This window comes from uncultured Aquimarina sp., from assembly GCF_947500065.1.
GTDB lineage: Bacteria > Bacteroidota > Bacteroidia > Flavobacteriales > Flavobacteriaceae > Aquimarina.
In genome coordinates, this window is sequence record NZ_CANMQT010000001.1 from 972465 (window position 1) to 986074 (window position 13610).

Here is a 13610-nt window from a genome sequence, read left to right on the forward strand (position 1 = left end):
TACTAAAGACCAAACTCATCATCTATTGTATCCTCTACTTTAATACTTTTATTAAACTCTTTACAATCTACTTCTATTGTTAGATTTTCTGGTTTTTTAAAACCATCTTTAGATACTTTTAATGTTTTATCAGCATAACACTTCCTCATATACAAAGCCCATATTGGTAACGCCATTGTAGCTCCTTGCCCATATCTTACAGAATTAAAATGTGTTGCCCTGTCATCTCCTCCAACCCAAACACCCGTGCATAAATTAGGAACAATCCCCATGAACCATCCATCACTTTGATTTTGAGTAGTTCCTGTTTTTCCGGCTATTGGATTTTTAAATTCGTAAGGATATCCTGTAATTACATTTTTGTAATCATATCTGTTAGAAGGCCCTGATCTAAGACGAGCTCCAGAACCTGATTGCGTAACTCCTTCTAATAAGTTTAGTGTAACATATGCTGCCTCTTTACTGATTACATCTCGTGTTTCTGGCTCAAATTGATACAAAGTTGTACCGTTTTTATCCTCAATACTGGTAATCATTACTGGTTTATTATAAATCCCCTCATTAGCAAAAGTACTATACGCACCTACCATTTCTGATAACTTAAGATCTACAGATCCTAATGCTATAGAAGCCACTTCGATAACTTCTGAAGCTACGCCTGATTTCTTTGCCAGTCTTACGATAGGTTCTGGTCCTATACGGTCCATTAAACGAGCAGAAATAGTATTCACAGATTTTGCTAGTGCCTCTTTTAGACTTAGGTATCCCGTATACTTTGCATCACTGTTCTTTGGAGTCCAATCTTCCATCACGCCATGGGATCCAGCAGGAATAGTAATTTGAGACATTGGTAATGTATCGCAAGGGGATAGCTTCAGTTGATCTATCGCTGTAGCATACACAAAAGGTTTAAATGTAGAACCTACCTGACGTGCTCCTTGATACACATGATCATATTGAAAATGTTTTATATCTACACCGCCAACCCAAGCTTTAACTTGACCTGTCTGTGGTTCCATAGACATCATACCAGACCTAAGGAAACCTTTATAGTATAAAATAGAATCCCTTGGAGTCATAATAGTATCAATATATCCTTTCCAAGAAAATATTTTCATCTCAGTCTTAACGTCAAAAGATTTTAAAATATCTGCTTCACTTTTATTCTGAGTTAGCATTTTCTTTCTTCGCGTAGAACTCCTTATAGCTCTTTTAACAATACCCTCTACTTCACTTTTAGTTAAATCTCTAAAAGGCGTTGTTTTATTTTTCTCTTCCTGCTTACTAAACTCTTTTTGTAGATTAGACATATGTTCCTCCACAGCTTCTTCAGCATATTTCTGCATACGTGAATCAATGGTAACATTAATTCTTAATCCATCTCTGTAAATATTATAATACTTAGTATTTCCATCTTCATCCTCTCCTTTAGGGTTTTTTTTCACCCAGTTACCCATCCAACTTCTCACATACTCTCTAAAATAAGTAGCAATTCCATCAGAGTGACCTTCTGGTGCATAGTCTAATTTTAGCTCTAATTGCTGTAAACTGTCTTTTTCTTGAGTAGTAATATATTCATACTTAGCCATTTGAGACAAAACCACATCTCTTCTGTTTTTCACCAATTCGGGTCTTCTTAAAGGATTAAAAAGTGCAGAATTCTTAAGCATACCTACTAGTACTGCTGCTTCCTCTTTCTTAAGATCCTTTGGAGTTTTATTAAAGTAAATACGAGATGCAGAACTTATACCTATTGCTTGATTAAGGAAATCATATTTATTGAGATACATGGTCATAATCTCATCTTTGGTATACTGTCTCTCTAATCGAGCTGCAATTACCCACTCCTTAATCTTCTGAGTATATCGCTGCCATCCTTTCGATCTTTTTCCTGTAAAAAGCAGTTTTGCTAACTGCTGTGTTATAGTACTGGCTCCTCCTTTCTTACCCAAAAAAGCAAAGGCACGTATCGTTCCTCTTGCATCTATCCCAGAATGTTCATAATAGCGTGCGTCTTCTGTTGCGACTAATGCATTCACTAAATCTGGAGCTAAATCTTCAAAATTAACTGGAGTTCTATTTTCTTTAAAAAAGGTTCCTATTTGTTTTCCATCAGACGAAATAATCTGAGTTGCCAAATCATTTTGCGGGTTTTCTAATTCATCAAAACCAGGCATTTCTCCAAAAACTCCCCAACTAGCAAGTAGAAATAAGAGAATAACTAAAAATATTCCTGATGCAAACGTGATCCAAAACCACTTGATATATTTGATCACATTTATTTGAGCTGCTTTTGATGTCTTTCTTGTTGACTTGGGTGTTGCTTTAGCCATATTATCTAGGGTTTTGTGCAAATTCTATTCTAAAACCTATGTCTGTAATTCCTTCTAGAGAGTTTATTCCTAATGTCTCTCCATTCTTTCTCATTGCATGCTGAAGTATAACTTTATAGGTTCCCTTTTCTGCAAAACTTACATTTTCTTTATACCACAGTTTATTTTCTTTCAGATCTGAAAAACCAGTTCCTAACCACTCACCATTTGGTTCAGACATTTCATACTCTAAGGTATCTGTAACTATTTTGCCATTAGGAAACTCCATCTCACTAATCAAAAACAAATTACTATACCTATACTCATTAGTATTTCTTACATTTATGAATAGATTATATTGCTGTAATGAATCAAGTTCTGGTAATATAAAACTAATTTTTTCGTCTTTTTCCCAGGAACCTGATACCGTTTCATATTTATCAAAAACTCGATTGTCATCACAAGAAGACATACCCATTAATAGAAACAGCAATATTAAGAATCTAAGATTTATCATCATTCTTGCGTTGCTGTGGTTTACGTTTTCTATTACGTTGAGTATTCTTTTTTCTATTTGAATCTTTGTTCTCAGTATTACCTTCTTTTGTTTTTTGAGAAGTAGGTTTTTGTTTTTCCACAGAAACTTTCTTTTTATTTCTGCTTCGATTTTTACTCTTTCTTCTATTACTTCTTTTTGGCTGATCAAAACGTGTTAAACTATCTTGTCCTACAACGTTCTCAAAATCAACTTTAGTATCTTCAAGAAGTTCTGATGCAAATTCTTCAAGACTTGCTACCTTTTCTTTCTTCTTATTTGCGTCGATAATTTCATTGGCATGATCTGCAGAAATTTTGTGCCAATTCATCCATTCTCCTTCATAAGCATACCATAAATATCCTTTGAAAATATCAATTTTTTGGCATACCGCTGTACCTTTTTCCGTCTGTAGTTTAACCTCTGTTTTAGGAAACTCATTTAAAGCATCAATGTATGCATCGAGTTCATAATTAAGGCAACATTTTAATTTTCCGCATTGTCCTGCTAATTTTTGTGGATTCAAGGACAATTGCTGATATCTGGCAGCACTTGTATTTACAGATCTGAAATCGGTTAACCAGGTAGAACAGCATAATTCTCTTCCACAAGAGCCAATACCTCCTAATCGAGCAGCTTCCTGACGAAAACCTATCTGACGCATTTCTATCCTAGTACTAAATTCTTGTGCAAATTCTTTAATCAATTGTCTAAAATCTACACGATCTTCTGCCGTGTAATAGAACGTACATTTAGAGCCATCGCCCTGAAATTCTATATCAGAAATTTTCATCTGCAACTTTAGACGAATTGCTATTTCTCTTGAACGGACCTGTATAGCCTGCTCACGGTCTCTAGCTTTTTGCCAAATATCTATATCTTTTTGTGATGCTTTTCGATATACCTTTTTAACATCCTCACTTTCTACATCGACCTTTTTCCTTTTCATTTGGATACGCACTAACTCTCCAGTAAGCGTAACTATACCTACATCATGACCTGGAGAAGCTTCTGTTGCTACTATATCTCCAATACTTAAGGATAGATTTTCTGTATTCTTAAAAAAGCTTTTACGTCCGTTTTTAAAACGAATCTCTACACAATGAAAAGGTGCCACACCACTGGGAAGTGACATATTAGATAACCAATCGAAAACAGTTAATTTATTGCAACCATCTGTACCGCATGTACCATTATTCTTACATCCTTTTGGTTGTCCGTCTTTCCCGGAGGAACAACTACTACACCCCATATTCTCTTGCTATATTGAAATTTGCCTGTGATAAAACCACAGCAAATATGATTCTTACTCGGGTCAGGCGTTTTACACATCCGACATCTTAATCGATAAAGATACTATGATTTCTTTTAAAACCATAGTATCTAAATCATTTTAGTATTACTGCTTATATTTTAGTACTTCCGAACGTCCTTTTTTAAAGATCTTATTACTATTACCCTTTCCTTTTCTTAACGCTTTTTGCTCCTCATAGGATAAGCTAATAACCTCCTTACATTCTATAGAACAACATTTATTCATTTCAACTGCACACGATTCGCATTGAATGAATAGCAAATGACACGCTTCATTTTCGCAATTTACATGAGTATCACAAGGATTTCCGCACTGATGACAATTAGCTATAACATCTTCAGAAATTCGTTCTGATCTTCGATGATCAAAAACAAAGTTTTTTCCCAAATACTTATTCTCCAGTCCTTTTTCTTCTACCTGTCTGGCATATTCTATAATTCCGCCTTCTAACTGAAATACATTTTTAAACCCTTTGTGTTTATAATACGCACTTGCTTTCTCGCATCGAATTCCTCCGGTACAATACATTACTAGTTTCTTGTCTTCTTTATGTTCTTTTAGATCCTCCTCAATAATATCCAAAGAATCCCTAAAGGTATCTACATCTGGGGTTACTGCTCCCTTGAAATGACCAATCTCACTTTCGTAATGGTTACGCATGTCCACCAATACAGTATCAGGATCTTCAATCAATTCATTAAACTTCTCTGCATCAACATGAACCCCTTTATTGGTAACATCAAAAGTTTCATCGTTTAAACCATCCGCTACAATTTTCTTACGAATCTTTACTTTCAATTTAAGAAAGGATTTGATATCCTGTTCTCTGGCAATATTAAGGCGCACATTCTCCAGGAAAGAAATACTATCTAAATGTTTTTTGAATGCTTCAAAATTTGGTGCTGGAACTGACAGTTGACCATTAATCCCCTCGCTGGCCACATAGATTCTACCCAGAACATCTAGTTCATCCCAATGTATAAAAAGATGATTTCTGAAAATTTCAGTGTTCCCGATATGTGCATATTGATAAAAAGAGAGTGTAAGACGATCTGTACCAGCCTCATCGATAAGATCAGCTCTCTCCTTTGCACTTAATTTATTGTACAGTTGCATGCTATACTAATTTTTAAGTTAAAAGAAATTATTTACTTTCTGCAAAAGTACGAATCATAGCGTAAATAAAAAATCCCTGGAAGTTAAGTTCCAGGGATTTTTTTACTATAAAATATTATTAGTAATTTGCTATACCCTTTGAAACAGTTAGAAAATTACTCGTTCCTGCGATAGGCACTTTAAACTCTCCTCCTACCCTTATGAAAACAGTACCTAAATAATCGGTGCATCCCCAAGCTCTTACCTGAGACTGAGCAGTAACTTGAAAACCTGCTCCTGAAGGAATTGATCCACCAGGACGAACTGCACATCCATTGTTATTTAACCCATAAGAAGACCTAGCGTCTAAATTAAAAAAACAAGGGTAATTCACATAACCCTGTGGAGAATTTATCAAACAATAAACACCAACCCTTGCAGCTAAATCTACACCTCTATTGCCGTTTAAATCATAAGCCAAAATAGCCGAAAAAGATTTAGAAAAAGTTATGGCAATAAAATTATTATATCCTGTTGTTATAACACCTTCTCTAGTCCCTTTAGCAATATTTTGCGGCTTTTGATATTCTTTGGTATTAAAATTAATTTTATGAGATTCTAATACTAAAAAACCTTCAGCATTAATCAGATTAGAAGTTCCTTTATCAAATTTTGTTGATATTTCATACTCCGATTTGATTAATAAATCAGCATATTGATTGTATAAGGCATTGTATTTTGTTTGATTTAACAACTTCAATGAATTTAATTCATCAACAATACTTTGTATACTAGTAAAATTTCTTTCTTCTCTTTCTTCATAAATCACTTTCAATTTCTCAGTATGATAATAATTAGCAGATTCGATCAATTGTTTTTCATCAATTACTTCTCCATCCGATTCTTTAATCATTTTATCTGTAAGTGTTGGTATTCCATCTCCTCCAAACATCTTTTCGATAATTAAAGCTTCTTTTTGTTTTCTTAGTTCTAAAACTCGATCAATTTCTTGCTCCATAGCTTCCTTAGAATCAAATTCTAAAATTTCAATTTCACTAGTACTTTCATTGATCTCTAGTTCTTCCGTATTACAGGAAAAAGTTAAAAAGGCGATTAAAGCCAACATTAAACAAGATTTCATTTTCTTCATAATACATTGTTTTTTAAATAGATTAATTTGTGTTTAACAGCACAAAACAAATTGCACTCATAGGTTAATACCGTCTCACAAGTATATGTTACCTTAAAAAGTGAAAAAAAACTGTTAAAAAAACAATGTGCAAATCCTTAAATACTCGTTCCCAAATAGTTGCTTCCAAAAAAAAATGCCTTGAAATAATTTCAAGGCATTTTTTGGGCTAATTCGTTATTTAATTAATTTACTTAATCTAAACGACTAAAAATTAAATAACGAAGCTAACCGCCTTCGACTATACAATTACTAATAGTAGTAATTGTACAGCCAACAAGGTTGTGTCTTACGACTCTTTTAAGAAATTTCATCTACATCCTCCTTCCTCAAAATTTGTTCAAGTTTTGCTTTCTATGTAGATGCAAGAAAAGTAAAAGGGTTGCGTCAGTGGTTTAAAAAAAATTAAACTATCGTTTTATAGCTCCAATAATCATTGTTAATAAATTAGTTGCATAAGTGTAATTTTTGAAACGAGTATACAAAAAACATGTAGTATTTTAGCGAAAATCAATTAAAAATAAAGGGAGCGCATGAGTACTGAAAAAGAAAAAGATGCAAAATTAAAAGCATTAAAACTAACCTTAGATAAGTTGGATAAAGCCTACGGAAAAGGTACGGTAATGAAGATGGGTGATCGCGCTGTTCAGGAAGTAGAAGTGATTTCTACTGGATCACTTGGATTAGATTTAGCTCTTGGAGTTGGCGGATATCCTAGAGGAAGAGTTATAGAAATTTTTGGTCCTGAATCTTCTGGAAAAACGACACTAACCATTCATGCAATTGCACAGGCTCAAAAAGCAGGTGGAATTGCCGCTTTTATAGATGCAGAACACGCATTTGATCGTTTTTATGCAGAAAAATTAGGAGTTGATATCGATAATTTAATTATTTCTCAACCAGATAATGGAGAACAGGCATTAGAAATTGCAGATAATTTAATACGATCAGGAGCAATTGATATTATCGTTATTGACTCGGTAGCAGCATTGACACCAAAAAGTGAAATTGAAGGAGAAATGGGAGACTCTAAAATGGGACTTCACGCTCGTTTAATGTCTCAGGCTTTAAGGAAACTAACCAGTTCTATAAGTAAAACCAACTGTACGGTTATATTTATTAATCAGCTTCGTGAAAAAATCGGAGTAATGTTTGGAAACCCAGAAACTACTACTGGTGGTAATGCACTTAAATTTTATGCTTCTGTGCGATTAGATATCCGTAGATCTACACAAATTAAAGATAGCAACAGTGAGGTACAAGGTAATAAAACTCGTGTGAAAGTTGTAAAAAATAAGGTAGCACCTCCATTTAGAACTGCTGAGTTTGATATTATGTATGGAATGGGAATATCAAAAACAGGCGAGATTATTGACATCGGTGTAGATTATGAAATCGTTAAAAAGAGTGGTTCTTGGTTTAGTTATCAGGACACAAAACTGGGTCAAGGAAGAGACTCTGTGAAAGCTTTACTAAACGATAATCCAGAACTAATGGAAGAATTAGAAGTGAAAATCAAAGAAGCTATAAAGATTGTTAATGAATAAAATACAATCCTAAAAAACACTAAAAATCCCGAGTCTTCGGGATTTTTTTATACCTTATATCCAGATCACATTTTTGTAGATTGACACTAAAACTCTTGATACCTATAACTTATATTAAAATTTGTATCATATGAACGCAACCATATACATATAAAAACATCTATAGTATAGAATTTGGTATGTAGTACCCCAAAGTTAATAGTATGAAAAAGATAAAAATAATTGCATTGATTATTTTGATTGGTTGCATGACTAGTTGTTTGAATGATGATGATAGTGGTATTAATTTTTTCTATGAATTAGTCCCCGTTGAACAAGTTGCAATTCCAGATCAATTTACAAGAGGAGAAACTTATGAAATTACTGTTTCTTATTTTAGACCCACTGATTGCCACGCTTTTAGCGGATTTGATTACGACAGATTATCTAATGAACGTACGGTATCCGTAGTAAATGTAGTTGTGAATGATCGAACCTGTGAAGATCTTGCTGAAACTGATTTAATTGATGCTTCGCTTAACTTTATTGTTGGGACAGAAGATTCATATATTTTTAGATTTTGGCAAGGTAGAAATGATCAAGGTGAAAATCAATTTTTAATCATTGAAGTCCCTGTTGTAGAATAAGGCTTTAATTTTATAATGCTAATCAAAACAAAAACTATTCGTGAGTTTAGACCAACTCATAAAAAATTGTAAAAAACAAGATGCTAAGGCACAGGAACAACTGTATAGATTATATGGCAGTAAGTTATTTTCTATCTGCCTGAAGTATTCTAGCAATTATTCAAGTGCTGAAGATACTTTGCAAGATGCTTTTATTACAATTTTTGACAAAATAGGACAATATAGAAACCAAGGTTCTTTTGAAGGGTGGATAAAACGAATAACCGTTAATACAGCCTTACAAAAGTTCCGTAAGCAGAAAGTTTTTGAAATTATTGGCGAAGAACAGATAGAAGAAGTCGAAGTAGAAATTGATGAAGACGAGGTTTCTCTTGATTATCTTCTAGAAATTATTCAGCAGTTACCGGATCGATATCGATTGGTATTTAATCTTTATGTTCTAGACGGTTATTCACATAAAGAGATTGCTGAAATGCTAGATATTTCTATCGGAACTTCTAAATCTAATTTAGCAAGAGCCAGAAACATTTTGAAAGAAAAAATAGAAACCAACCATGAACCACGTGTTCAATCAATTGAAGGCTGAAGATGAGTGATAAAAAAAATATAGATAGATTGTTTCAGGAGAAATTCAAAGACTTTGAAGTTACTCCTAATGATGCTGTCTGGAAAAAAATTCAAGCTCGAAAGAATAAAGATCGTAAACGAATAGTGCTTATACCTTTTTGGTACCGTATTGCTGGCGTTGCGGCACTAATAGCTGTTATTTTATCTGTAGGATCTATTTTACTTCCGGAGAATAAATCACTAGACACTATAGTTGTTACTGAGGACTCAGAAAATACAGATAATTTATCTATAGAAAAGGAAGATAACACCACGATTATTTCTGATGATGGTCTTGTAGATACTCCAAAAAAACCGGAATCTAACCATAGTGATGGAACTTCAGAAAGCACTAATACTAATAATGAAGCTATTACTAATAATTCTATAAAAAATAAAGACAAAGACGATACTCCACTGGACATAACTGCTGATCCAAAATCTACGATTTCTAGTGCATATAAAAAACCCTCTTCAAACAAAAAGAATGCAGATAAAAATGGTATAGTAATTTCCAATACGGAAGATAATGAAATCATTATTTCTACTAATGGTTACCAGAAAAAGGATGATGCCCTTTTGGAACAAAAAACAGCTACTAAAAATGCTGTATCTAATGCCACTGAAACTGATAAAGAGAAAACTTCTTTTATTGATCAAGAAATTGTTGCTAAAAGCAGTATTACGGAAAAAACGCCTTCTGTAAATGATAATAAAGAGGAAACTTCTGTTAAAGAAAACGACTCTTACACAAGAAACTCAGATGATATAGATACTAAAAAAGAAGGTATTGCAAACAAAGAAAAATCTGCTTCAGATAAAACTTTAGATCAAAATGAAGATATTGGTAAAAAGTCAATTTTTGATGCTATAAAAGAGAAAGAGGAAAAAGAAATCGCTGTTGCTGAAGTAACATCTGGTAAAAAATGGAATATCTCTCCAAATGTAGCTCCAGTATACTATGATTCATTTGGTGGATCTTCTATCGATCAAGAATTCTCTGATAACAATAAGCAAGGACAAGTTAATCTCAGTTACGGAATACAGGTTGCTTATTCAATTAATGATAGGTTAAGCGTGAGATCAGGAGTAAATAAGGTTGACGTTGGATATAACACAGAAGATGTTGGATTTGGAATTGCATCTGTTGCAAGAGAAATTCCAGGAAGCAATAACGCTACAAATGTTCAGAATATCATTATTTCAGATTTTCAAGGAACATCTCCCAGTTTTTCACCCGCTCCAGATATTAATGATGAAATCTTAGTGAAATCGCAAAATCCAGCATTACTTAATCATAGCATTGGGTATATCGAAGTGCCATTAGAACTTAAATATTCGCTAACAGATTCTAAAATCGGAATTCATATGATAGGTGGAGTTAGTACTTTATTCTTAGAAGATGATGAAGTATCTATTATTGCTGGTAGTTTTAGAAATGAAAATGTAGTAAGAGAAGAAACTGTAAATGATATAAGCTTCAGTGGTAATATTGGTATAGGATTTGATTATAAGTTGTCAGATCAATTTAAGATCAATATGGAGCCGATATTTAAATACCAATTCAATGGATTTAAAGAAAGCGCAGAAAATTTTAAACCTTACTATTTCGGAGTATATACTGGAATAAGCTTTAGGTTTTAAAAAAAATAAAAATAACTAAATGTGTTTTAGGTTATTTTAGTTGGTTAGGTTGAATTATTGCTCTATGGAAGCAATGATGACAAAGCTGTTTCTGGGGAGGAGCAGCTTTTGTTTTTATTGTAAAAAAGACCTGCTTTCTAAAATTGATTAGACTGTAGTTTATCTAAAATAACATTGCGTGTCGTTATATTTAATCCTTTCTTATGTTCTTGTGTCAAACCTTTAGTTAGAATTTCTTTATGAACAAAAGCTCTCATTTTCCCCGGACTTCCACTAAAAAAAGTGTAAGAAAATCGCTTTTTATTATCTAGAAATGTTAACGGTACTATAGGGATTTGATGATCAATTGCTAATCTAAAAGCTCCATCTTTAAATTCATCCAGAATAACAGATTCGTCATCTGGAACACCTCCTTCAGGAAAGATACAAATACTCGTTCCATCATGCAATCTAGCTTGTGCTCTATCAAAAACTTCTTTCCTGCTTTTTTGACTATTTCTATCAACAAGTATACAGGTTCGTTTATAGAAAAAACCGAATAGTGGAATCTTAGCTAATTCTTTTTTCCCTACAAATACAAATGGGTTTTTTACAGAATAAAGCATTAACATAATATCGGCCATCGAAGTATGGTTAGCGACAAACATGTAACTTTTATGAATGTCCACCTTATCCTCATTTTTTACTTTAGGAATAAAACCGCTACCAAACAATACGACCTTAGCCCAAAACCTAGCAACTATAAAAAACTGTGGATACCACTGCTCTCTTGATGTTAATATCAACAAAACCGGAAACAGGATAATAATCGGAATACCAATCATTACGTAAAACCAAATACGCCAAAGAAGAATCAATATGTTTCTAAGAATCAACATAACCGCAAAAATACACAATTGGTTTGAGGTATCTGAACAAAAAAATTACCTTTGCGACAAACTAAAAAATTACTATGTCCAGAATTCTAACAGGAGTCCAAAGTACAGGAACCCCCCATTTAGGAAACTTATTAGGAGCAATTATTCCAGCAATTCATATGGCTAATCAGCCAGAGAATGATTCCTTCTTATTTATTGCAGATATGCATTCTTTAACACAGATTAAAGATGCCAAAACACTAAGAGAAAACACCTACTCTACTGCTGCAACTTGGCTCGCTTTTGGTTTGAATATAGAAAAAACGGTTTTTTATCGTCAGAGTGATATCCCTCAGGTAACAGAATTGTCATGGTATCTTAGTTGTTTCTTTCCGTACCAAAGATTAACCCTTGCACATTCTTTTAAAGATAAAGCAGATCGATTAGAAGATGTCAATGCGGGGTTGTTTACCTATCCAATGCTTATGGCTGCAGATATTTTGCTATATGATGCAGAGGTTGTACCAGTAGGAAAAGATCAAGAACAACATATAGAAATGACCAGAAACGTTGCAGAACGTATGCATAATCAGGTTGGAGAGCTTTTTGTATTACCAGAAGCACAATTTCAGAAAGAAACTATGTATGTTCCAGGAACGGATGGAGCTAAAATGAGTAAGTCCAAAGGCAATACGATCAATCTCTTTTTATCAGATAAAAAGTTACGTAAAAATGTTATGGGTATCCAAACAGACAGTACTCCAATGGAAGAGCCTAAAAACCCTGATACTTGTAATGTATTTGCTTTATATCAATTAGTAGCGTCAGAAGAGCAATTATCAGAAATGCGGGCAAATTATTCAGGAGGAAATTATGGGTATGGTCATGCAAAACAAGCGTTGTATGAAGTCTTAATCAACAAGTTCTCTGAAGAACGCGAACGCTATAACTACTATATGAATAACCTAGAAGAAATAGATAAAGCGCTAGCTATAGGTGCTAAAAAAGCATCAGAAGTTGCAAATCAAGTACTTTCTAGGGTACGTGAAAAAGTTGGTTATTAAAATATAACAAACCGATAAATCCAGCTATTACATATAGAATAAAAGCAGACTCTTGATCAAGAGTCTGCTTTCTTTTAAGACACGTTCACTACTAAAACCCTGTTTCTGTTATAAACAATACATTATATGTTTTGTTTTCTTTATTAAAAACAACAGGATACTTACCAGACTCAATAACATTTCCTCTTAATCCTAATTTCTTGGCTACTTCTCGATCCAGAACTATCTTATTTTCCAGATAAAACACATCTGATTCTCGCTGTGGTTGTGAATAAAATTGTACGCCCAATACATTTTCATTCATTGCAAATGGAATCGCTTCTGTTTTCTCATCTATTCTCATTTCATAAATGTCTTTAAAGGATCTGAACTCTCGTGGATCAATTTTTTCTACAAGGATCCAGGGATCTAGAAACTCCAATCCACAGGGAACCAGTTGACAAGGGTCCCAAATAATGGGTGGAAGTTCAAATATTAAATTAGGGTCTGGAAAACATTCTACAATGACGCAGATCCTTCCTGGATCAAATTGACAGGTTTGATTTCCAGTAATAGGATGAAGGACACTTCTGGCGTTAAATTGAAGTGTAAATTTACAAAACTCTCCAGATGCTTTTCCTTGTGCAGCGATAGTTTCCTGTTCCAACATCGCTTCGGGAGTTACTACTTCTTCCGTAATGTTTTCTTTTTGGCAAGCTACCAAAGAAATCAGCATCGCCCCAATAATTACTAATGATTGTTTTTTCATGATTACATGGTTTTAAAAGTTAAAAAATAAAAAAAGAACCCCAAGACCATTTTCAGCTGTTGACAGCTGTGG

General features: G+C 33.6%; 12 protein-coding genes. 5 read left to right on the forward strand and 7 right to left on the reverse strand.

Annotated features, from left to right (window positions below; genetic code table 11):
- Positions 1 to 2: 2 nt before the first annotated feature.
- The 5 genes from Q0975_RS04360 to Q0975_RS04380 form a co-directional block, all read right to left on the reverse strand.
- Positions 3 to 2333, reverse strand: a complete 2331-nt coding sequence (locus Q0975_RS04360) for a transglycosylase domain-containing protein (protein ID WP_299433626.1) — start codon at positions 2331 to 2333, stop codon at positions 3 to 5.
- A gap of 1 nt (position 2334) precedes the next feature.
- Complete coding sequence (locus Q0975_RS04365; RefSeq protein WP_299433629.1) at positions 2335 to 2832, reverse strand: gliding motility lipoprotein GldH; 498 nt, start codon at positions 2830 to 2832, stop codon at positions 2335 to 2337.
- Positions 2816 to 4099 carry a regulatory iron-sulfur-containing complex subunit RicT gene (gene ricT, locus Q0975_RS04370; protein WP_299433632.1) on the reverse strand — a complete coding sequence of 428 codons (1284 nt, stop codon included), beginning with the start codon at positions 4097 to 4099 and terminating at the stop codon, positions 2816 to 2818. The genes Q0975_RS04365 and ricT overlap by 17 nt, the downstream gene beginning before the upstream one ends.
- 147 nt (positions 4100 to 4246) lie before the next feature.
- Complete coding sequence (locus Q0975_RS04375) at positions 4247 to 5278, reverse strand: rhodanese-related sulfurtransferase (RefSeq protein ID WP_299433635.1); 1032 nt, start codon at positions 5276 to 5278, stop codon at positions 4247 to 4249.
- Between the two features lie 118 nt (positions 5279 to 5396).
- Positions 5397 to 6407: a hypothetical protein gene (locus Q0975_RS04380; RefSeq protein ID WP_299433638.1), complete on the reverse strand. Its 1011-nt coding sequence runs from the start codon at positions 6405 to 6407 to the stop codon at positions 5397 to 5399.
- A gap of 572 nt (positions 6408 to 6979) precedes the next feature.
- On the opposite strand from Q0975_RS04380, the gene recA reads away from it, so the two are divergent.
- The 4 genes from recA to Q0975_RS04400 all read left to right on the forward strand — a co-directional run bounded on the left by recA (position 6980) and on the right by Q0975_RS04400 (position 10869).
- Entirely contained in the window at positions 6980 to 7993 is a 1014-nt protein-coding gene (recA, locus tag Q0975_RS04385) for a recombinase RecA (protein WP_299433642.1), read from the forward strand.
- A gap of 203 nt (positions 7994 to 8196) precedes the next feature.
- Positions 8197 to 8619 carry a hypothetical protein gene (locus tag Q0975_RS04390; RefSeq protein ID WP_299433645.1) on the forward strand — a complete coding sequence of 141 codons (423 nt, stop codon included), beginning with the start codon at positions 8197 to 8199 and terminating at the stop codon, positions 8617 to 8619.
- 40 nt (positions 8620 to 8659) lie between these two features.
- Positions 8660 to 9205: an RNA polymerase sigma factor gene (locus Q0975_RS04395; RefSeq protein ID WP_299433648.1), complete on the forward strand. Its 546-nt coding sequence runs from the start codon at positions 8660 to 8662 to the stop codon at positions 9203 to 9205.
- A 2-nt stretch (positions 9206 to 9207) separates the two neighbouring features.
- Complete coding sequence (locus tag Q0975_RS04400) at positions 9208 to 10869, forward strand: outer membrane beta-barrel protein (protein WP_299433651.1); 1662 nt, start codon at positions 9208 to 9210, stop codon at positions 10867 to 10869.
- A gap of 137 nt (positions 10870 to 11006) precedes the next feature.
- Here Q0975_RS04400 and Q0975_RS04405 read toward each other — a convergent pair whose 3' ends face one another.
- On the reverse strand, positions 11007 to 11747 hold the full coding sequence (locus tag Q0975_RS04405; RefSeq protein ID WP_299433654.1) for a lysophospholipid acyltransferase family protein: 741 nt from the start codon (positions 11745 to 11747) through the stop codon (positions 11007 to 11009).
- 74 nt (positions 11748 to 11821) lie between these two features.
- Between Q0975_RS04405 and trpS the strand changes: the two genes are divergently transcribed.
- Complete coding sequence (gene trpS / locus Q0975_RS04410) at positions 11822 to 12790, forward strand: tryptophan--tRNA ligase (RefSeq protein WP_299433657.1); 969 nt, start codon at positions 11822 to 11824, stop codon at positions 12788 to 12790.
- A 91-nt stretch (positions 12791 to 12881) separates the two neighbouring features.
- On the opposite strand, the gene Q0975_RS04415 is transcribed toward trpS, so the two are convergent.
- Positions 12882 to 13538 (reverse strand): hypothetical protein, encoded by a 657-nt coding sequence (locus Q0975_RS04415; RefSeq protein ID WP_299433660.1) that lies wholly within the window; start codon positions 13536 to 13538, stop codon positions 12882 to 12884.
- Positions 13539 to 13610: the final 72 nt, after the last annotated feature.